Source organism: Stenotrophomonas sp. G4 (genome assembly GCF_003428825.1).
Lineage (GTDB): Bacteria > Pseudomonadota > Gammaproteobacteria > Xanthomonadales > Xanthomonadaceae > Stenotrophomonas > Stenotrophomonas indicatrix.
Genome location: NZ_CP031741.1, coordinates 189,730 through 213,523, shown reverse-complemented (window position 1 = coordinate 213,523; position 23,794 = coordinate 189,730). Strand labels below are relative to the sequence as shown.

5 protein-coding genes are annotated in these 23,794 nt (G+C 62.8%); all 5 read right to left on the bottom strand.

Annotated features, from left to right (window positions below):
• Positions 1–9 precede the first annotated feature (9 nt).
• The 5 genes from D0Y85_RS00860 to D0Y85_RS00840 all read right to left on the bottom strand — a co-directional run bounded on the left by D0Y85_RS00860 (position 10) and on the right by D0Y85_RS00840 (position 21,869).
• Positions 10–14,079, bottom strand: coding sequence for a LysM peptidoglycan-binding domain-containing protein (locus tag D0Y85_RS00860; protein WP_117309217.1), 14,070 nt, complete (start codon positions 14,077–14,079; stop codon positions 10–12).
• Positions 14,080–14,157: 78 nt separating this feature from the next.
• The gene (locus D0Y85_RS00855; RefSeq protein ID WP_162887587.1) at positions 14,158–14,961 is read right to left on the bottom strand and encodes a glycosyltransferase family 9 protein; all 804 of its coding nucleotides are present in this window, start codon (positions 14,959–14,961) and stop codon (positions 14,158–14,160) included.
• Positions 14,958–18,026, bottom strand: a complete 3,069-nt coding sequence (locus D0Y85_RS20960) for a calcium-binding protein (RefSeq protein ID WP_117309215.1) — start codon at positions 18,024–18,026, stop codon at positions 14,958–14,960. Before D0Y85_RS20960 ends, D0Y85_RS00855 begins: the two co-directional genes overlap by 4 nt.
• Before the next feature lie 262 nt (positions 18,027–18,288).
• Positions 18,289–19,710 carry an HlyD family type I secretion periplasmic adaptor subunit gene (locus tag D0Y85_RS00845; protein WP_117309214.1) on the bottom strand — a complete coding sequence of 474 codons (1,422 nt, stop codon included), beginning with the start codon at positions 19,708–19,710 and terminating at the stop codon, positions 18,289–18,291.
• Positions 19,707–21,869 (bottom strand): type I secretion system permease/ATPase, encoded by a 2,163-nt coding sequence (locus tag D0Y85_RS00840; protein WP_117309213.1) that lies wholly within the window; start codon positions 21,867–21,869, stop codon positions 19,707–19,709. The genes D0Y85_RS00845 and D0Y85_RS00840 overlap by 4 nt, the downstream gene beginning before the upstream one ends.
• Between the last annotated feature and the right edge of the window lie 1,925 nt (positions 21,870–23,794).

The window sequence follows — 23,794 nt, the reverse complement described above, 5'->3', positions numbered from 1 at the left end:
GTGACCTCTCTACAATCCCTGAGGCAGCGGCCTGAATAGATCACTACCTATCCTAATAAGATACTCACTCTCTGTGGATGTTGCCAATGTTTGCTTCAGGAGCTGGGATGCAGGAACCAGGGCAGAGTAGACCCTCCCGCTGCCCGCGTAATGCTGAGCAACACTCAGGTCAGTCGTAACCGACATGAATGTCCGATTCATCCCAAATTCCCGAGGGAACTCCGTGCCTCTCAGTGAATGCTCCTCAACAAACCGAGCCTCTGACCCCCAAATGTCGATCCACTTCTGATGGGTGAGACGCGTTGACTCGTAGGCAACATCCATTGACCCGGTCTCCAAGTATTCTCTTCGAGCCGCATCGCTGAGGAGGTGCCCAGTCTCGTCATTGATCCAGATGTCATTCTGGTTATCCGTACCTCTGTACACTCGGATCGCGCGCACCTCACTTCCCGAGAATTCACCAACAGATGACACTGTGTCCTTCAAGACAACATCGGCATTCCGGAGGCCGCCCAGCAATTCGGCCCCAGCAACATCACCAGATCGCACCGCACCTCGCGCCGCCAGCTCAGCCACGTCTGCAACCGCGCGCCCGCCATAAGATGCTTTGCTCAGGGTGCTGAAGCCCATGGTGGCAGCAGTTTCGAAGCCAAATGCCATTACACCTTCGGCTTTCTGGCTAATAGGAGAATGCCACCAATCACCGAGCTCCTTACCCAGGCCTCTTGCTACCGCCCCAGGATTCTGGGCAGCAATCCCGACTGTTCTTTCGATCGTCCTGCCGTACTCCGCATCGGTCATGACACCAAACAATTTGTTGCTGGTCTGCAGCAGACTGTAGCCTGCGGTAGATGCGGCCCTCATCGGCATTGCACCCTTCCAGTACTGCAAGGATTCGGCCTTATCTCTTTCCAAGGAGGCCGTACGGATCTCGGTCCACGAAACGACAGCCGGCATGACCCTCCGACCTCCATCGTTGGTCCAGACCCAGTCAGTCACTGCGGGGGGAGTGTTCAAAAGTTCGATGGATACAGCCGGCGCACTGCTGGCGCGGAACGCCATTACCTCATTGGTGCTCCAACGCTGGTTTCCGTTCCGGCCCAGTACGTACGGATCAACGTTCCTGGTCCAATACTGTTCAGTCGATACCCATCGCGACCTCTCATCTGCACTCAAGCCGTCGCCAGATCCACCCATCTGAGTTTCACCTAGGAGGATCGTATTCTCCGGACTGTAGAATGAACCGATCGCGCGAACAGGCAAGCGCTCCGAGGTGAGGCCCCGACGAAGGTTCGACATGTCTTCTTCATGCCACCGGTTCATCAATGCTGGATCGTATATTGCTTTGCCGGATGCGTTAGGCACTGCTTGTTTGTTCCGCATCGCTGCCGCGCTCAGGGCACTGCCCATCGAGGAGCCAAGCGCATTCCCAAACGCATCAGCCGCAATCGCGCCATAGTTGATGTCATCGGCCAGGCCGAAGGTCCGGCGTGCGTGCAGGCTCACCACACCACCCACCATCCCGCCGATGGTGTCATTGGCGATACCATTGCCAATGTAAGGCGAGACCGAGGTGCCAAGCTTCTGGTTGATCTTTCCGCCCACCACCGAGCTCACCGCATTTGCTGCGATGGCGCGCCAGCTAAAGTGCGTGTCGGCGACACCGGCGATCTTGCCTGCTGCATAACCAGCAGTTGCATTTGCTGCGCCTATCGCGGCAACCCGGCCGTAGCCTCCGGCCTGGATCAGTTCACTCACCTGGGCGCCACCACCGATGGCACCGGCAATACCAGCGCCGGCCGCAGCGCCCAAGCCGCTGCCGACCGCGCTTCTCAGGCTGAAGCTGTCGACCACGCCCATCGCCTTGCCGACCGCCTGGCTGGCAATACTGCCCGCCATTCCTCCAACGAAGGCCGCGCCGGCGACCGCAGCGGTCGCGGCAAAGCCGCTTGCCGCGGCCATGGCCGTTCCGGTCAATACCGCGGTGCCTGCGGCGAAAGCGCCGGTACCAGCAACCGCGCCGAATGCCAGGGCAGCGGCACCCGCAGTGAACACGGTTGCGACGACGGCCACGATGACCATCAGCACCATGGCGATGCCGTTGCAATGCTCCTTCGGCGGCGGTTCGATGTAAGGCAGCGACGGGGATGTATTGCCGATCGCTTCCTGCGGATTGAACGGCTTGAACGTGCTCGCGTCGTTGGCGGTGACCTTCACTTCCGGCACCACCAAGGTGGTACCGGCGGTCAGGCCACTGTCATCGGCGATGGCGTTGGCCTCTGCCAGCACGTACCAGAGGTTGGCATTGCCGTAGACGCGCTGGGCGATACCACGCAGAGTCTCGCCGGCCTGCACCGTGGTCCGCGAACTGCCGGCGGCATTGTTGCTCTGGTAAGCCGTCAGCCGGCCAACGACATCGACCTCACCGTTGCGCTTGCCCGACGCCACCAGTTGGCCACCGACATAGGCATACAGCTGGGTCTGGGTCTTCTGTGCGGCGCTCTGGGTGAACACACCGCCGGCCAACGACCCCTCGCGGCGACGTAGGATGCTGCCGGTACCGTCATAGCTGAAATAGCGGATACGGTCGTCCAGCTTGCCCAGGTCGTTGCTCAGCGGCGTCTGCTCGCGTACCGCGACACGACGCCCCCAGGCATCGTAGCTGCTGTAGCTGGAGGAGGCGCGGAAGTTCTGGTTGCTGCTCTGCCCGTAGATGCGCGATTCCAGATAGCTGTCACGCGCCTCGTAGGAATAGGTGTAACGGTGGGTATAGCCCTTGGGATCGCCTGGCAGCGCACCACTACTCTCTTCATGCAGGGAGTACTGGTAGGTATAGCCACGCAGGCGCCCCGCAGCGTCATAGCCATAGGCGGAATAATCGATCCACGCCAGGTTCTGCAGTACGCCCAACTGGGTTACCTGTGCGGCGCCGCCATCGCTCTGGGCAGTCGCGGTCCAGCCCAACTCCCGTCCCTGGATGCTCTGCCGCAGAATGCGGCCATCGGCATCGTAGCTGAAGGTCTCGGCATGCTTGAGCCAACCGCCAATGTCGATGCCGTTGCGGGTGCTGCCGGCATCGAAGTAGGTACGCTGCTCGATCACCCGGCCCATGGCATCGTAGCTGTAGCTGTCCTTAAGCGATACCGGCGCGGTGCTGTCCAGGCCAACAGCCTGGAACACCTTCAGGCGCTGGCCGCGGTCATCGTACTGGGTGGTTTCGGAAACCTCGGTAAGCCCGGACAGGTAGCGGCGGCGTACGGCACGACCGGCCTCGTCGTAGTCCAATGCATAGCTGACGTCGGCGTTGCCCAGCACGATTTGGTTGTTGACCAGGCGGCCATTGGCCACTTTGACCCGATTCTGTGCGTCGTAGTCGTACCAGTAGACCTTGAAGGGCTCGGCCATGTTGTAGGGATCGCTGGGATCAGGATCGACATAGTTGCCGGTCGCATCCAGCTCACCATCGCGCTCGTAGTTCCAGCTGAAGTCGTCCACCCATAACGGATCCGATCCGCCGCTGCGTCCAGCGACCGCACCGATAGTCATGCTCACGGCACCCGCCGGAACCTTCGTGCTGAGTACCGACTCATGCCACTCGCCCCCGGAGCCACTGTCAACGCGATTTCCCTCGACATCTGCAATGATGCTGCCATTGGCATCAAAGAAGCGAAGGAATACCGCACCCCACGCCTCTCCTTCACTTGATGCACCCTGCTGGACATTGACGCGCGCGCTCACCTGGCTGCCGGCGCGCACATCCATGCGGCCATGGCTCACCATGCGCCCTTCACCGGTACGGTTGTACTGGGCTGACCCGCCGTACTCGCTACTCCATGACCAGCCTGTTGGCGACCACGAATCTCCGAAATCCCAGGAGTAGTTGCCGTCAAGGCCGCCGTTGTACGGCATTGCCCCCCAGCTGAAGTTATCGACGAACACCTCGTCATTGTCACCGTCGCGGAACGCGCGTGCGCCAATGGACATGAAGACGGCGTCCCACGGAACGTCGGCGGTCACACGTGATTCGTAGATCGCCCCACCGGAGGCCGAGTCGACCATGTTGCCTTCGGAGGTCGAGATCAGCGCACCAGAGGCGTCATACCACTCGATGATGACGGCCGCACCCGCCGTGCCTGCGCTCGACGCGCCTTGATCGACACGAACCGCAGCAGTGATTCTCTCGCCACGCGTGACCTGCACCCGCTGGATGTTCATCAGCTTCGACGTGCCATCCATATGGAACTGGGCGCGCTGCGTGCTGCCATTCTCTCCGCCCGGCACGATGGTCCAGCCATCCCCACGCTTCCAGCCGAAGTCACCATCCTCGAAGTCGGGATTGGTGATGCCGTTGATATCGATCCCCGGCGAATCGGCATCGTACGCGGAGCGGGCCAGCACGCGACGGCGGTTGCCCACCGCGTCATAGTCGTAGTTGAGCTCGAGCAGGCGACGACCCGCACTCACGTCCTGCTGGATTACCTTGGTGATCCGGCCATGTGCGTCGTAGCTGACCTTAGTCAGCACATGCAGCAGCTGACCGTCCGCATCGTAGGTGTACGCCTCCTCGGAAGTGCGATTTCCGGCGGCGTCGTACTGGTAGCGGAACCAGTTGTTGCCTTCGCGCAGTTCCTTGAGCGCGCCGGATTTGTAGTAGCTGTAGCTCCGCGCGGGGTCGTTCAGCAGGACCGGATCGGGCAGGTCCAGGCCGACCAGCTCCGAATCCAGGCCGTACTGCTGCCAGTCCCGGTCATACCAGTAATCGGTGGCCGGGGTTGAGTATTGGCGCCCCTGTTCGGTCCATTTGCTGTTCTCGCCAAGCAGCTGACCGGTCTCGGCATCGTAGCTGTAGTTGTAGTCGGCGCCACTGAGGTCGTTGTGGTCGATCAGTCGGCCAAAATAGTCGTACTTCCAGGTGTTCTCGTCCAGATACAGGACATCACCCTCGGCATCAGTCACGGTACGGCGGCCGTCTGCCTGCCGCGCCTCGACGGTCAGTCCAAGCGCGGAACTGCGGCCATTCGCTCCGGTTGCTACGATCTGCACCTGCCACGTACCACGCGCTGCCGGTGTCCCCGACAAGGTTGCGGTCGCGGCGTCGAAGCTGAATCCGGAATCGTCCTCGGCCGATCCCAGGGGCACCCACTGGTACTCACGCACGTGCTGGCGTGTTTCGTAGTCGAAGGTTTCGACAAGCGCGTAGACCTGTGCCGAATAGGAGATGCCCTGCCCCGGCTCAGCAGTGAATGTACCTGGCGGAATCTGGTAGCTGAAGGACTGGTTCACTCCCACCGAGCGATTGAACAGTCCCGTATTGGCTTTCGGCGCTCCTGCGTAGTAGCTGTCATACGCAGCCTGGGTGACCGAGTACAGGCTGGCGATGATGCTGGCGGATTTTCCATTGCTGCTGGTGGCGGTGTAGGTAATGCGATACGGCCCGGTTTGTGCGGGCGTGCCGCTCAGCACGCGGGTCTGCGGGTCGTAGCTGAAACCCGGGGCGTCCCGGTATACGTTCAAGGTGGCATCCCAGTACTCCACCCGCACCGACAGGCTGGGAATCTCGCCGCCCACGATGCTGAAGGCGCCCGCGCCGAGAGTGTGACTGAAAGCCTGGCCGACCAAGCCATACTGGTTCTCGACCAGGCCGCCGTTGAAGACTGGCTGTCCATCCGCCGCGAGGCTGGGATCGGACAGCGCATTGGTCTCGCGGATCTTGTTGCCCTGCGCATCATAGGCATAGGACATGCCCACTCCGGCCGCAGTGTGGCTGCGTATCACCAGCCCACGACTGTCATAGTCGTAGGTGCTGGCGTAGCCGAGCGCGTCATTGACCCGGATACGGTTGCCATTCTGGTTGAGTGTGTAGCGCTCGCGGGTGGCACGCTGCCGGGTCGCCCCATCGGCTTCGCGAAGGAAGTCACCCTGCGCAACCACGCGCCCGCCCCGGTCATACTCCAGGAAGGTCACGTACCCCAGCGGATCCTGAGTGTAGCGCTTCTGGCCGAACGCGTCGTAGGCGATCAACGTGCGGTTGCCGGTGGCGGTCTCGGTGTAGATCTGCCGGCCGGCTCCGTCGTAGCCGGTGCGCTGCCAGTTGCCATTGGCGTCGCGCACCCCGGTGTTGCGCCCCATCGCGTCATATTCCCACACCGTTTCCGGACGAACCGATCGCGCCGTGCCGTTGGCATCCAGAACCCGGACTTCGGGCTTGATCTCGCGCACCAGCTGGTTGCGCTGGTTGTACTCGTAGGTGGTGGTGCCGCCCCGCGGGTCGGTCATCGACAGGACATTACCCCAGCGGTCATAGGTCCGGATGATCCTGGCTTGATCAAACGGATCGTCGTTACTGGTTGGCAGATGCTGGACCAGAACATTGCCCCGGGTGTCCAGTTCCATCCGGGTTTCGACATTGATCAAGTTGCCGGTGGAGTCACGAACCGAATGCCATTCGGCAACCACATGCCCGGACAGGTCATAGGCGAAGTTGCGCCAGACACCACCTTCGGCATTGGTGGAACTTACGCGCCCGTTCTGGTCGTAGACGTAACGCACTGCGAAGCTGTCGGTGGTCAGCGACGCATCGAGCCGGCTGTCCTTGGCGATGATCTCGCCGAATGCGTTGTAGCGGACCTGGGAGGTGCTATCCACCTCGCTGCGCGAGGGCGCGGTGCTGCCGGTCTGGTACAGGTCGCGGGACACCACGCTGGTCAGTTGGCGCCCCACCTTGTCGTACGTGGCCTGGTTGACCACCAGGGACCATCGCCCTGCGTTGCCGTCAAGACGCGACCGCGTGGCAAGCAACCGGTCGGCAGCATCGTAGGTGCGGGCAGTGACGGAACCCAGCGCATCGCGCTCGAGTACGCCACGGCCCTGCCAGTCGTAGACAGTGCTCTGTACCTGGTCCTGCGAAGACGCTGACGGCGCTTGGCCCGGCTCGGCCCCTTCGGCATAGCGCCGCACCTGCACGACGTTCCCGAAAGCGTCGTAGGCCATGCTGCTGTAGGGCGATGCACGCCGATACAGTGACCCCGAACCCAAGCCAACCCCGGTTGAGGCCAGCTGGATGTCCGCATTGCCATTGACCACATCGCGCTCGCTTTCGCGAATCGCCGTGACCCTGCCGAGGGCATCGTAGAAGGTATTGCTGGCCTGGCCATCAACGGTGGTCTGGATAACTCGCCCAGACGCATCATAGGCTGTCTGTGACTCGACGAAGTTTCCATCGTACGGATTGCCGCGGCTGACGCGCTCGGAGATCCTCCGCCCCAGGGCATCGTACTGCCACTCGGTGACACGATCGAAGCCCAGCTCTGCAGAGCCGCCATCTGGTTGCCCGCCGGGCACCAGATTTCCGTCAATCCAGGTCGATCTCATGAACGTAGGCTCGGCCGGCTCCCAGACCTTTCGAGCCACCTGCCATTCCTGTACAACCTCGGCGTGGACGTTGTATTTCCAGCTGGTGAAGAAGCCCATATCGTCGATACTTGCGATTCGACGTCCAGCGATGTCGTACTGGTACTCGATGTGGCTCCACTGAACATACTCGGAACCAGCGGAATCCCACTCGCTCGCGCTGACCATGCGACCCTCGCGGACCAGATTGCCAAGCAGGTCGTACTCAGCCTTGGTGCCGCCGCCGAGAACCTCACGCGGTTCGGCATCCCACTCGTTCTTGATGAATCGCGTTTCGTAGGTCCGCAGCAGTCGGCCTGCCACGTCGTATTCTTTGTACTGTATGCGGTCCTGGAATGTTGCAGGCACCAATAGTGCGGCAACATCCGAGCCCATTGCTACCTGGCCCGGAGGCAGCGCAATCGGGTTGGCGTAACGCTGAAGGCGGATCTGTTTGCCGAATGCATCATATCCGTACGCGCTGACGTACCCCTCCGCATCGACCTCGAACTGGAGCCTGCCGGCAGCGTCGTAGGTGTTGTAGCTGTAGTAGCCCAACACGTCCTTCTGCATCACCGCCTGGCCAAGCGCGTTGTAGGTCACTTCGACCGTTGGGCGCTCGCCGGTTGCGACCAGCTGGCCATCGGAATTCAAGTGTCCTGCATCAGGGAAGCGCGTGCGGATCTGCAGTCCGCGGCTGTCGTACTCGTACTCGGTGGCCCGCGACGTCGGGGTGCCCGCGTCCTCGATACGGCGGGTCACGTTGCCCAGCGCATCGTACTCGGTCAGTGTCGAGACCGATCGCGCGACCGTCGACAGGGTCCCGTCGACGCCGGCGATCGAGACGATGACCACGGGGCTGGTTTCCAGCGTCCTGCGGCCCGCAGCATCGTACTGATAGGTCCAGACCGCCTGATTCTTGTCGGTATAGGTGAGCAGCTGACCCGCACCGTCATATTGGTAGCGCTCCACCGCCATCAATGGGTCAGTTCTGGAGATGACGCGGCCAGCTTCATCGTAGGCCTGGCTACTGATCCGCACGGAGCCGATTCCGGCTACCGTCGCGGCCAGTTCCCCCTCGCCCCAACGACGGGGCTCGACCGCCTCGCCATAGCGCCGCGTTTCGAGGCGCTGTCCCGTAGCGTCATAGCGATACTCGGTCACGGCCCCGTCCGGACCTACGGAGAAGCGCTCACGCCCGGCCTGGTCGTAGACGTGATGGGTGCTCCGCTGCGCACCCATTTCCGAACCCTGCGGCTCGCCGGATTCATCAAACAACGCAGCAATGACAGCCGCCTCGCTGCTGTAGGCATCCGCGTCACGGAGCGCTTCCAATGCAAATGTGTAGGCAACGTTGGATACGATGTTCCCGGAGCCGTCGTAGATGTTGCGCTGAACCAGGATGGCGTTCACCCCATCCCCGTACCCCCACCGTGTTGCGTCATGCACTCGGGTAAGCGTGAACGAAAGCCTGCCAGCGCCATCGTAGACATAGCTCGCGCCACGCATGAGCTCCCAGTTTGTCTCGCTAAGGTCCGACGTGATGTCGTCCGCGCTCACCATTCCGGCAGCAATCGCCGCATGCGTGATCGTCGGAGGGAAGTCGGCGTATTCGCGCCGATCGACCACCCTGCCGGCAAGGTCGTAGTTCGTCTCGACCACGGCGCGGGCACTGTTCAGATGGAAGCGTAAGCGTCCTGCGGCGTCATACACATAGGAGTCGACACGGTCGGCATCGCTGACCACAAGCTCAGCCAGCACGATGTCCTGGAGTCCCTGCCCCGCAGCCAGAAGACTGCGCCGGCCCGCGTCCAGCGGATAGGCAGTCGCATAGCGACGCGTCTGCGCCACATTGCCAGCCCGATCAAACAATTGCTGGGTCACCGCACCTGCGGCATCGATGCTTAGCGTCTGCCGGCCATCGCGGTCATACAGCAGATAGGTCTGCAGATCCTTGTCATCGTTAGTCTGCAGACGCTGCTGCACCTCGGCGAGGGTAGCCTGCTCCGGCAACCCTGCCAGGTTGATCTGGCCGGCATACTGCCGCACGGATACGCGCTGACCGGCCGGATCGTAGCGCTGCTCGGTCACGCCGCCTTGCGGATTGACGGTGAAGCGCAGGCGATTGGCCTCGTCGTACACGTAGCGGGTGATGCGGTTTTCGGGGTCCTGGCTGGCCACCAGGTTGTCGTTGGCGTCGTAGCTGAAGCGGGTCAGCAGATTGAGCGCACCCGCCGCCACGACCTGGGCTGTACGACGCCCCAATCCGTCATAGCTGTATGTGGTGCTCCGCGCATCAGCGGTGCCTGCGCCCTCCGTTACCGAAAGCCGTCGGCCCAGCGCATCCCAGCTGAAGGTCGTGCGCAACGACAGGCCATCGGGATCAACGATGGACGCAAGCAAGCGCCCCTCGCGGTCATATTCCATGACCGTGCGGCGTCCACTGGCGTCGGTGATGCTGAGCTGCCGCCCCTGTCCGTCGTAGGCGTAGCGTGTGACCACCGCATCCTGCAGGGCGTACTGCAGATCCTGGCGACGCTCGAGGATCCGACCCCGTGCGTCGTACTGGAAGGTCACCTCGCGTCCTGTCCCATCCGACTGCCCGGCCAGCTTGCCACGGATGTCATAGCGGTAAATGGTCTGTGAGACCGTGTAGCCTGCGCCGATGGACTCCTCGACAAGGCGCCCGTCGGCGTCATAGGCGAAGACCTGTGATGAGCCATCGCCACGCAGGATCTCCACGGTCTGCCCGTGCAGGTTGTACCGCGTGATCACCTGCAGGCCCTCCGGCGTGATCATCGTCAGCGTCCTGTCGGCGTCATCGTGCAGGAACTTCGTGGCACGTCCGAGGGCATCGGTCTGGCTGAGTGTACGGCCGTAGGCGTCGTAGGTCGTCTGCATGCTCTCCAGCTGAGCGCCGACCATCCGAGTGACGGCGACCTGCCGCCCCAGCCGGTCATAGTCGTAGCCAGTGGTGTTGCCACGGCCGTCGCTGCTGCGGATGATGCGACCGAAGGCATCGAACGCGCTTGAGGTTGCACGCTGCAGCCCATCGGCGTCTTCCAGCAGTTCGGTGCGTTGGCCGAGCCTGTCGTAGCTGCTGCGCGTGACCCGCCACTGGCTGCCGTCAATCTGGTCGCGCTGCTCGACCAGGTCACCAAAGGCGTTGTGCGTGTACAGCGTCCTGTATCCCTCCGCACGGGTCAGTTCTGCAAGAAGGCCCCGGCGGTCATAGCGATACTGCTGCCTGCTGTCGATGGCGGCAACGTACTGCAGCACCCTTACCGCTGCCGAGGCCTGCTCCCAACCGAATGGCACGTCGATCTGGATGCGCCCGGTATAGCGGATCGTCTCCCGGGCCTGGCCGAAGGCGTCGTACCGGGTTTCCTCGACTTCACCTTCCGCATTGAGCCGCCCGTTGGCATCCTGCGTGCCATACACGGTGTGGGTGACCCGACCAGCAGCATCATGGAAGTACCAGGTCTGGAATCCCGCCGCATCGGTGCTCTGGATCCGCCGGCCCAGCAGGTCATAGCTGTGCCGTACTCCATACTGCGCGTACAGCGCATCCAGCTCGGAGGCGCTCATCGACGAGGTGTAAAGCGCCGAACCTTCCGCGTTCAGTTCACCGATCAGATTGCCGAACGCATCGTAGCGGCGCAGGCTCTGCCGCTGCTCGTCGGTCCCGGCGGCCGAGGTGGTGCCCAGCAACCGGCCCTGTGCGTCGTAGCTGAAACGCGTCACCCTGCCTTCCGGGGTGACCTCCACCACCAGTCGCCCTGCCGCGTCGTAGCTGCGCTGGGTGGTCTGTGCGGCGCCAGCCTGCGCCAACGTGCGCAGGCCATTGAACCCCAGGGCCGGGTCGGCCGCATCAAGGCGCAGGGCGTAGACCTTCACCGCGCGCTGGTTGCGCGCTTCGTCGTAGACATACTCGGTGAGGTAGCCCTCCGCATCGAGCTGGCCAACCAGATTGCCGCGCCCATCGTGGAAATAACGGGTGACCGCATCAGCAGCAGCCGATGCCGGTCGCAACGCGTCCAGATCGCCAGCGCCACGCAGTGCCACCGGAACCACCGTGGCATAGGCGGAGGTTCGAACCAGGCGGCCACCCGCGTCACGCTGGAACTCGGTCAGGTAGCCATTGGCGTCGAGCCTGGCGCGTTCACGCCCCGCCGCGTCGTAGAAATAGCGCTGCACCCGCGCCGTGTCGGCAGCGCCGGCGGCATCGGTTGCAGTGGTCTGCAGCAGGCGTCCAGCACCGTCGTACAGGTAGGTGACGATGCCGCCTTCGGCATCGGTCTCGCTGAGCTTGTGCCCGAGCGCGTCGTACGTGACGTACGTGCGGCGATCGTCACTGCCGGTAAGCGGCCGCACATTGGCCAGTTCACCCGGGACCACGGCACCGCCAGCCAACCAGTTGCCGGTATCCACGCGGGTGGCGTAGGCGATGGTACTGATGACGCGCCCCAGCGGGTCGCGCACGTACTCCACGACCGCACCGGTCGCATCGACCTGGCCTGCCAGCAGCCCTTCGGCATCATAGAAGAAGTAGGTCCGTGCGCCGTTTGCATCCTGAACTGCACGCAGCTGACCCAGTGCATCGTAGATGTTCTGCGTGCTGCGCACGCTGCCGGTCCCGGCCGCTGCGGATTCGGTCACCACCAGCAGACGTCCGGCCGCGTCACGCACTTCGGTGCGCAGCAGATCGCCGGCATCGCCGCTGCTGCCCTGCAGCACCGTCCGCACGGTGCTGCCGGAGTCCTGGTAGATCCAGGTACTGGTGCGCAGGATCAGTACATCCGATGCCCCGTCCAGTGCGTGCTGCTGGACGATTTCACTCAACAGCCGGCCCATGCCATCGTAGGTGTAGCTTGCCACCTCACGCTGGCTGGCAACGCCGCCGTCCCTGCCACTGGCATAGCGGGTCACCGCCTTCTCACGCAGCAGGCCCTGCGCGTCGTGCACGTAGTCGATGATCTCGAGACCATCGTCCTGCACGCCATTGCCGGCGCCATCCACCTGTGCATACGCGCGGGTCTGGCTCAGGCGGCCCCGGAGGTCATAGGCGTATTCGGTGAGACCACTCTGCGCGAGCTGTCCGGCTGCCCAGGTCTCCAGATCCGTGGTGGTGAACGTACCGCTGAAGGTACCGCCGAGGTAGCGACGCGTGGACGCCAGCTGCCCGATCCCATTGCCTGCACCGGCATAGCGGGACTCGCTTACCTCGCCAGCGGGGTTGATGGTGAAGCGCAGGCGATTCTGCCCGTCATACAGATAGTGGGTGGTGGCACCGCCGCTGGGAGCCGCGGCACCGCCTGCGCCATCCGCATCCAGTCCGGCGAACACGGTTTCCGATGCCAGCTGATTGCCTGCAGTGTAGGTTCGGTGGATCGCCGAGGCGGCAGCGGATGCACCGCCCTCGACCCGGCTCCACTGCCAGGTGAGGTTGCCCTGCGTGTCGTACTGGAAGTCGGCCTGAGCAAGTACCTGTCCCGCACGACGGGTCACGCTCTGCACCAGGTTGCCATCGGCGTCGTAGGCGTACTGGCTGACGTCGCGCAGGCCGTCGCTGGCCGGCCCCTGCACTTCGATCAGCTGGCCGGCCGCGTCGTAGCCGTAGGTCCAGGTCCGGCCGCTGGCATCGCTGATGTCGGTGCGGCGGTTGTTGGTGTCATAGCTGTAGAACAGGGTCTGCCCCACGCCATCGCTGTCGTCGGCGTTGGCATCGCCGCTGGTCACCGAGCGGATCCGGCCGGCAGTATCGTAGGTATAGCTGACCAGCAAGCCATCGCTCTGGCGCACCTGGCTGATCTGCAGGCTGGTCGCATCGACATAGCTGTAGGTGGTACGGAACAGGTAGCCATCGTTCGCGGCAGCGCTTCCTGCATCCCAGCTGTCGCGGTCGTTCACCCCGTCGCGCGGAGTCAGGTCCACCAGTACGGACGTGAGTCGGCCAACGCTGTCATACCCATAGCCGACCTGGCCGAGCAGCACGCCGTTCTCGCGGGTAGATACGCCCGAGAGCCGTCCTGCGGCGTCATAGCTGAACACCATTCCATCCGGCGTTGCCCCAGCCGCGATGTCCTTGCTGCGTATCTGCGTGATGCGCCCCGCACCATCGTAGAGAACGTCCCAGGTGGTCGGACTGGCTGCGTCGCCGCGCAGATCGCGCAGGCGCGTCAGCCGCCCCTTCAAGGTCGCATTGGCGTGATCCGCGTAGGTTTCCTCGCGCCGCGTACTGCCTTCCACATACGTCCACGAACGTGTTGCGGAGGCGTATGTCAGCAAATCATGCGCACCATCGCCGGAGGTGGACTGGTAGCTGCCATTCCCGACGTAGGCAAAGTCCTGGAAGGCGCCATCCCCTGTGTGCAGGCGCATGATGCTGCCTGCGCTGTTCACCGTTCCGGCAAGGAGCTCGACCCGGCGCTCGAAGCCGGTCAGCCAACCGTCCGCGCCCACCTGGCTGGGCAGTCCCTGGCTGTTGTAGGTACGCAGTTGCCCGATCGACATGCCGCGGAACAGGATCTGTTCATCCTGGCCCTGCAGCATGAGATTGCCATTGGCGATGTTCACATACTGGCGAGTGCTGCCCTGCGCGCCGAGGCGTGCGTCGCTGCCCAGCCCCAGGCCGGCCTGCAAAGAACTGTTGAACAGACCCAGACCATTCCCTGAAATCACTGCGGCCATCACTCGCCCTCGAATTGGTGAACAGCCGCGGCTCTCCGTCGGCTCCTTCTCCAGTTATCCAAGGGTGCGCAGAACAGTTTAGGGCGCGGCGCGATCCTGCCTCTGCCGTCCAAGCCCGGACAGCAGGCCATCAATCCTCTCGCAGACCGTATCTACCCGCAGCGACGCCATGTCCGATGCACTCGCACAGAAATCGCGTTGCCAGTACGGACCATACTCAGCAGCAGAGGTCGGGCCATACAACCCCACCACCGGCACGCCCAGGGCATCAGCCATATGCACGCAGCCCGTATCCGGACTGACCACGATGTCGGCACGGGTCAGCAGTGCCGGCCAGGTTGTCGGCGAATCCATGCCGACCAGCACGCGGTCTGCGGCTGCGCCAATCTGCGAGACGAGCGCTGCAGAAGACTTGGGGCCAATCAGGGCGATCCGGTATCCACGCGTGCGCAGATGCCCGGCCACCTGCCGCCAGCCCTGCGCGTGCCAGCGCTTGGGCGGATGGTCAGCCCAAGGGCTGAGCAATGCCCAGCCCGGTCCCGGCAATGCGCCGTGCGCCTGCGCCAAGCCACGCACCGGGATCGCCATCCGCTCAGGCTCCACGCCGGCACCGAGCGTGGCCAGCCAGCCATCGGTTCGGTGCTCGCCGGTCCGCCACATCGGCAACAGCGTCCGTGCCGCCGGCGGACCGTTCTGTCGGAATAGAAGAGGCAGCGCCGACACCGCGGCAAAGTGCCGCGGCTGCAGCCCCGATACAACCGGCGTGGCGAAGCGTCGTACTGCGGCAATCGCCGGCAGCGCCATCAGCAGGTCACCGAGGTGCAGTCCTCCCAGCGGGAACACCACCGACTCCGCAGGCACCGACACGGGCGGCGGGCTCATCGCAGCAGCGTGTGCACGGCGAACAGCTGCGTACCTGCCTCCGAGCGGTCCGCATGCGGCTGCAGGAAACGGCTGCTGTCGGCAGCCGACGTTGCCATCGCCGCGACCAGCTGTCCGACCTCGGCGCCCTGGGCAGAAGCCTGCACCGGCAATGCCGAAACGATGCCGGGAGCATCCCATACCGTGCCGTCGGCAAACCAGATTTCATCCAGTGCGGTGGGCCAGTCACCTTCCATGGCAGGCAGGAAGTCAACCAGGGTTACGCTGTCGTTGCCACCGTCGAGGGTGAGCACCACATCCCTGCCATTCCTGCTGAGCGTGACGTCGCTTGCGGCAATGCCTGTCCCCATCTGCAGGACATCCCAGAAGGCGCCATCCGGATCCTGACTGATGATGCGGTCATGCCCGCTGCCACGCGCGAATACAAAGATGTCGTTGCCTTCGCCGCCATCCAGGATGTCGTTGCCGGTGCCGCCATCCAGCACGTCATCTCCGGCACCGCCCTCCAGGGTGTCAGCACCGGCATTGCCGTACAACTGGTCGTTGCCGTCCAGTCCCTGGATCAGATCATTGAGTGCGGTGCCGTACAGATACTGATCGCTGGCGTCGCCGGGCAGCTGCATCTGCAACAGATCAGACTGCATCCAGCGCGTCCCATCGGCAAACACCACCTCCTGGACCTGATTGCCTGCGCCGAAGAAGTTCTGCAATGTTACCGAGTCGCCGTTGGCATGCTGGAGCACCAGATCATCCAGGTGGCTCGACACGCGGATATCCTGGATCGCCACACTGGTGCCGAAGACAACCCGGTCAATATCCGACGCGGTATCGCCTGCCGCGCTGTTGTCGATGATGTCGGTGCCCCAGCCGAGATCGAAGCGGTAGGTATCGCTGCCGCGGCCACCGACCAGTACATCATGGCCGGCTCCGCCGACCAGGGTATCGTCGCCATCGTGCCCATACAGCCAGTCGTTGCCGCCACCGGCATCAAGCAGGTCAGCGAGCGCTCCGCCATGCATCGTCTGGGCTGCAGACGTCCCGATCTGCTGAGCCTGGTAGAGATCGGCCAGTGTCCAGATGCTGCCATCACTGAATTGCACTTCATCGATCTGGCGATCCTGTCCCACCGCATCGACGAAGAAGCCACTCACCGCCACCCGGTCAGCCGTGGCCTTGTGCCGAAGCACCAGGTCATGCCCGGTACTGGACACCTCCACGTCTTCCGCGCGGATACCGCCAACGAACACGATACGATCCGTATCCAGTCCATCAGCATGCACGTCCAGGTTGAGGATGACATCCTGCCCCCATCCGGGCGCGAACACGTAGGTGTCGTTGCCGGTCCCACCGTCAAGGGTATCGTTGCCACGGCCGCCTTCCAGGAGGTCGTCGCCGGCGCTGCCGTTCAAGATGTCATTGCCATCCAGGCCAAGCAGATAGTCATTCGCAAGGCCCCCAGCCAGCGTGTCCGCAAGGCCGCTGCCGCGATGCTCGAGCAGGGCCAGCTCACGCATCTGCGCGGCTTCCAGCACGCTGCCGTCAGCCAAGCGCAAGCGTGACAGGGCCCCGCCATTGAACGCGTCCTCGACGACGATGCTGTCAGCGCTGCCGATCACATCGATTCGCAGCGCGTCGCCCTGCCGCACGAAGGCGAGTTCGGCGCGCCCCAGTCCCACGCCCAGTTCGAGCACATCCAGCCCCTCCGAGCCGGCAGCGCTGATGGTGTCTACCCCGTCTCCACGCGCAAAGACATAGGTATTGGTGCCGGCTCCACCTGACAGGCGATCATTGCCTGTGCCGCCCATCAGCCGGTCATCACCCTCTCCACCGTCAAGCTCGTCATGGCCGCTGCCCCCCTTCAGGAGGTCGTTGCCAGTCCCGCCGCGCAGGACATCGTGGCCGGATCCGCCAATGAGTTCGTCATCGCCGCCACCGCCCTCCAACGTGTCATTCCCACCGCCACCATCCAGCAAATCGGCAAGCTCGGTGCCGATCATCAGCTGGGCCATATCATTGGGTGTCAGCACACGCTGACGAAGCTCAGCCGCGCTCCAGTAAGTGCCATCGGCAAACTTCACACCGTCGATGCCTTCCATGCCCGGCTCGGGCGCGACGTAGAAATCCCGGACGCGGATGCTGTCCATTGTATTGCCCGCCAGCTTCAGCAGAAGGTCGTCAGCTTCGCGGAAGAGCAGAACGCTGGAGGCCTGGATTCCATTGCCGAACTCGATGAAATCAAGGTCGGCCGCGTTGCTCGATGCTGGTTCATCGATCTCGTCGGAACCGAAGCCGATTTCGAAGTGATACGTATCACTTCCCTCGCCCCCCGAAAGGCGGTCGGCGCCACTCCCGCCGATGAGAACATCGTCTCCGCTGTCCCCATAGAGGTTGTCGCCGCCAGAGCCCCCATGAAGGACGTCATTGCCGTCACCTCCTTGGAGTGAGTCGTTGCCATCATCACCCCAGAGAGTGTCGTCGCCTCCATTTCCGTTCAACCAATCATTGCCACCGCCGCCATGTACTACGTCGTCGCCTTCGGTGCCTGCAAGTCTCTGGTCGGCATCCGTTGGCCTCATTGCCCAATCGTAAAGCTGACTTGCCGTCATCACGACGCCGTCGGCAAAACGAAACTCCTGTACCGGATAGGCAGCATCGAGAGAAAAGCCCGATAGCGAAAGGCTGTTGCCAAATGCTTCAAGCACCAGGCCTCTGTCCGTGAACGTAAAGCTGAAAGCGGACAGCACCAGGGTGCCGGTGAACTCAACCACATCGCTGCCGGACTGCCCCCATGATTCGATCACGTCGTTGCCGAAGCCGTTGTCGAAGCGATAGACATCGTCCCCCTCATCGCCACTCAGGAAGTCGTCGCCTGGACCACCTATCAGCAGATCGTTTCCAGTACCGCCATAGAGATGGTCCCCTGCGTAGCCGCCCAGCAGAACGTCGTTACCTCCCCTTCCATACAGAATGTCGTAACCATCCAGTCCCTCGAGAACATCGTCATCTTCTGTTCCATAAAGATTGTCAAAGCTGTCGGTTCCGACGATGTGGTTCGGTTCGCTCATGACTCAGTTCCTGGAGGGGATACAGAAGGGGTAGCGACCAGGATCATCCCGGTGGCACATAGAATCCGGAGCCCAGCTCCAACGTCAGGACTCCCACTACCGGTATCCCGGCGAGCGTCGGAAGGTTTAGCCCTTGCCTCAGCCCAGCCTCGGCAGCCCTCGCACTTGTCTCGTGACCGCCCCTGGCCTGCCAATCGGAGCCGGCGTGCAGAGGTCGCCTGCTGCCGACATTTACCTCGTCGGCGCAGCTATATGAACGAAACTATCGCTCACGCATCGCTTCTCCCGCATGCTGGCGCAACGGGCTCAACAGGTAGTCGATCACCCGTCGCCTGCCGGTCTTGATCTCGGCATTCAGATTCATGCCTGCGGTCATCCGCACGCGGATGCCATCAATGTCCAGCGTTGCGCTGTCCAAGCGTATCCGCACCGGAAACACCAGGCCCAGCTTTTCGTCCTGCAAGGCGTCATGCGACACGCTCACCACCCTGCCCGTCAGGTATCCATAGCGTGTGTACGGGAAGCTCTCGACTTTCACAGTCACCGGCTGGCCATTGCGGACAAAGCCGACATCCTTGTTGAGGATGCTGGCCTCCACTTCCAGCGCTTCCCCGCTGGGCACCACGGCCAACAGCGGCTGCGCCGGAGTGACAACGCCGCCCACGGTGTGCACGGCCAACTGCTGCACGGTGCCATCGACCGGGGCGCGCAGAATCTTCTGCTGGTCACGCTGGCCCGTGCGCGAGACTTCGGGTGTCATCTGGCCGACCTGCTCCTGCGCGGCGCGCAGGCCATCCAGCGTCTGTTGGTGGAAATCCGCCATCAGTACGCGCAGCTCTTCCTCGGCAGCCTGCTGGGCGGACCGGATCTCCCGCAGACGGTTACGTTGCGCCATCAGGTCACGCTCGCCCGCGATGCGCTCCTGCTCGCGAAGCAGATAGTCATGGCGGCCGACGTAGTTGCCTTCCAGCAGGCGGCGATAATCATCCGCCCGCAACGTGGAGATCCGTGCCGACTCTTCCAATGGCTTGACTGCGGCCTTGGCGCTTTCCCATTCGGCGCGACGCTGTGAGATCACAGCCTGCAGATTATGCCGCTTGGCCTGCAGTGCCTCGTACTGGCTGCGCGCCAGCATCTGCTCCGCAAGGACGCGGTCGGCCGGCAGGTGCGGCTCCGCACGGATCACCGGCACTTCACCCGCTTGCACGGCCATGTCCAGTGCCCGCAGGCGCATCGAGGTCATCCGTGCATTCAACAAGGCGTCGCCGGACTTGACCACATCGGCCGCCGTTGCGGTCGGGTCAAGCTCGATCAGCACCTGCCCAGCCTTCACCACCTGCCCGTCGCGCACCAGGATGCGCCGCACCACGCCGGTTTCCACCGGCTGCACCACCTTGGTACGCGAGTCGATGACGGTCCTGCCGGGCGCTACCGCGACGATATCGAGCTTGCCGATCGTTGCCCAGAGCAATGCCACGCAGAACAGCGCCATGATGATGCGCAGGGTCCAGCGTGCAGCCGGCGAGGTCGGCGTTTCGACCAGCTCCAGGTGCGCAGGCAGAAACGCACGCTCGTCGGCGTCGCGCTGCAGCGAGTCCAGTGCGTGGCGATTGCGCCAGGCCGCCTTGAACACAGCGATATAGCGTGTGGCGAAATCACCCAGTCCGTCGCGGATGTGCTTCATGCGGCCCCCTGCTGCAGGCGGTGCAGCTGGGCATAGTGGCCACCGGCCCCGGCCAGCAGCTCATCATGGGTTCCACTTTCGACAATGCGGCCGCGATCGACCACGACGATGCGGTTGGCCCTGCGCACGGTGGACAGGCGATGGGCGATGATGATGACGGTGCGACCCTTGCAGATCTCGCGCATGTTGGCCATCACCGCATGTTCGGACTCGTAGTCGAGCGCGCTGGTCGCTTCGTCCAGGATCAGGATGCGCGGATCGGTGATGAGCGCACGCGCGATCGCCACCCGCTGCCGCTGCCCCCCAGACAGACCGGCGCCGTGCTCGCCCACCCGGGTGTCATAGCCCTCGGGCAGGGCCGAGATGAACTCGTGCGCGCCGGCAAGGGTTGCCGCCTGGATCACCCGATCCAGCGGCATGCCCGGGTCACTCAGTGCGATGTTCTCGCGCACGCTGCGGTTGAACAGGAAGTTCTCCTGCAGTACCACGCCCAGCTGCCTGCGCAGCCAGGCAGGATCGGCCAAGGCCAGATCATGCCCGTCCACCAGCACCCTCCCACGCTCGGGGGTGTACAGGCGCTGCACCAGCTTTGTCAGCGTGCTCTTGCCGGACCCCGAACGCCCGACGATGCCAATGACCTGCCCGGCCGGGATGTGCAGGTCAATGCCGGCCAGGATCTCGGGCGTATCCGTTCGATAGCGGAATCCAACCTGCTCGAACGTGATGTCACCCCGGATCGGCGGCAGTGCCATGCGGCTGCCCGGCAGTTCGGTGCGCGTGTTGAGAATGTCGCCCAGGCGCTGGACCGAGATGCCGACCTGCTGGAACTCCTGCCACAGCTGCGCCAGCCGGATGATCGGTGCCGCCACCTGCCCGGACAACATATTGAACGCGATCAGCTGGCCCAGTGACAGCCTGCCGTCGATCACCAGCTTCGCGCCCCAGAACAGGATGGCGACGCCAACCAGCTTCTGCACCAACTGCACGCTCTGTTGGCCAACAGTGGCAATCTTGGTGACCCCGAAGCCGGCATTCACGTAGCCGGCCAGCTGGTTGTCCCAGGTACGCGTCACCCGCGGATCGACCGCGCTGGCCTTGACCGTACCGATACCGCTGATCGTCTCGACAAGGAAGGACTGGTTGTCGGCACCGCGTGCGAACTTCTCGTCCAGCCGCTTGCGCAGCACCGGCGTGATGCTGGCGGAAATCAGGGCATAGACCGGCAGTGACATCATCACGATCAGCGTCAGCCAACCGCTGTAGTAGAACATCACGGCGAGGAAGACCACGGTAAAGAACAGGTCGAGTACCGATGTCAGGGCCTGCCCGGTCAGGAAACTGCGTATGTTCTCCAGTTCGCGCACGCGGGCGATGGTGTCACCCACGCGGCGGGACTCGAAGTAGGCCAGCGGCAATGCCAGGACATGGCGGAACAGGCGCGCACCGAGTTCGACATCGATCTTGCTGGTGGTATGGGCGAATACATAGGTGCGCAGTCCGCTCAGGACGACGTCGAATACAGCGATCGATACCAGGCCGATCGCGATCACGTCCAGCGTGGTCAGGCCTTGATGCACCAGCACCTTGTCCATCACCACCTGGTAGAACAGAGGCGTTACCAGGGCAAACAGCTGGATGAAGAAGGAGACGACAAAGACCTCCAGCAGCATCTTCCGGTACTTGATGACCGCAGGAATGAACCAGCTGAAATCAAAGCGGGCCAGTTCGCCAAGCACCGACGCCCGCGAGGCCACCTGCAGAAGTCGCCCGCGATAGCGCTGCTGCAGCGCGGGCATGTCGATGGTGCGTGGACGCCGCTGGGTGAGGTCGTGGATCAGTACCTGGTCGCCGGTGATCCGGGCAATGATGAAGGCGTCGCCGTTGTCACCCAGTGCCAGCGCCGGAAGGCTGGTCATCGCCAGGCGCGCCAGCGCCGTCGAGCTCACTCTGGCCTTCAGGCCCAGCTTGCGCGCGGCGAGTACCAGCGTCGTCTCGTCCATTGCCGTACTGCCCACTCCAGCATCATGCGTCAGCTGACCTGCGTCAGCGGCGATGCCATGGAATTGAGCAAGCAGCACCAGCCCCCGCAGTGCCAGGTCCTGGTGTTCGTGCGCCCCTTCGTCCCCCGGCACCGAAGGTGCCGCGTCTCCCTGTGGCATAACGTTCCCGTGCGCTGCTTCCGTTGAGCGCATCCCCGGAGCGGGAGATTGGGGCCGCTAAACCTCCTTGTCAAGACTGATATGGAGAGCTATTTGCAGGCCAAGGGAAAAGATCAGCCAGGGCTGTCTGGAGCAGTGATGCTGTCGTTCTTCTGTGATTCTGAAGGGCAGCCATCAGGCAACGATGCAGCGGACCGCGGCGGCCATCGAATCTATGTTTTCCGTGCTGGGTAACTCGTAGAACCGCTCCCCGCAGTAGATAGTGAATTCGCGCTGGCTCCGGCGGCCCTTGCATTCAAACCTGGCGTCCGGCTATCCGTGAGGCTGACGCGCTCCGGGAGGACGTGGATGCGCGTAGCTACGACTTCGTCGTCGACACGGATGTAGCGACTGCAGTCTTTTTGAATGGAGCGCTCACCTGGGCGCACAAAGGACTAGGAGTTCTTCAGCCGGGTGAAACGGTGACAGCCAGCTTCACTGAAGCACAGATGCAGGATTTCTTGCAGCGCACTCAGAAGATGATCGAGCGCTCTGAGGGGCGTCATGATCGATTGGCACCTTTGGTTCAGGGTGGGGATGGCGTTGCATTCGCTATCGGGATAGCCCGCCGGCTGCAAGGTGATGCCGTTCGGTTCAGCAGGAATCTGCAACAAGTGGCCCTAGACGGTGAACCGCGCGGCTCTATCCGCCCAATCGAGCTCACGCGAACAGATTGGCATGCTTCTCAACGGCTCTATTCAAATCTACCGGCAGACTCCGCCCCTCCCTTCGTCCGTTGGCCCCAAAGCGTCCCTCGATCCACGCGATCCTGATCACATATCCAATGCGAGCTTAAGCCAGAATCATCAAGCCGCGCAGCGGCTGGTGTTTGCCCAGGACGGACTGCCAGATCACGCTGTAGAGCGTTTGGCAATCGCAGGAACTATCGCAACCAAGCAGGCAGGTATGAGCGAGGTGGACCACATGGTGGTTGGCAATCGAGGCCAAGCGTTTGTCGTGCAGGGCGCGCTCGACTTTCCGGCACATTTACGTGCGAGCTTCGACTACCAAGCTGCGTTGAGTACGCCAATCGAGGACAGTTTTGCAGAATTGCAGGTAGTCTCCGAATCACAAGCTCAAGGTGAATCACCTGCCCAAGGCCAGAGCATGAGGTGCGCCTGTCAGCTTTATGGGGATGTGATCAATTCTGGAATGTGTTACTCGGATTCGCAGGATCGACGACGAAGCCGTGATAATTCCCCCCTGCGAGAGCGCTGCTTACCACCTTTCGCTAATTCGCATCCGCAGCCTACTGAGCTCGGGGAACGTGGCATGACTGCGAAGACAAACGGACCCGACAACATCGGCTCAGAGATTTACAGGCAAGGATCCAGCCGAAGCCGCCAACGAGGAAGGTGTTGAGCTTCACGTTGTGAAGCTAGCCGCGTCCAACAGCGCCCCTGGTACTCGGTCGTTGCGCGGCAAGGGTCCTTCGCCCACCGCTACGCGCCACCAGTGCAGTCCAACTGTCGGGTGCCCACAGTGTGACCCTGGTGGTGGTACGACCCTCGCGAGCACGGCTATCTCTGGAGGAAGGGCAACCAAAGTCTGACAGCTATGCCCGAACGCCAACTTCAAGAACTGTATCCACTTGATGTTAAAGGCTTTGCGTGCAGGTAGTGACGTACCTATGGTTGCTAGGCAACCCTAGGTTGATCTGTACTGAGCGCTTTTAGCTAAACCTATGGTTTCCTAGCAGGATCAGCCTATGGTTGCCCGTCTATGTAGTAGCTCGCTGGATGCACGCCGACCTGCCAAGCCGCTTCGGTCGTTGATCGCACAGGAGCACTGCACTCACGGAAGCGCGTGCGCGCGTCGATGTTGTTCCGCCATGCTCATCTCCACCCATTGAGAGGAACGACATGAATCGGCTTCAGGCTGATGAA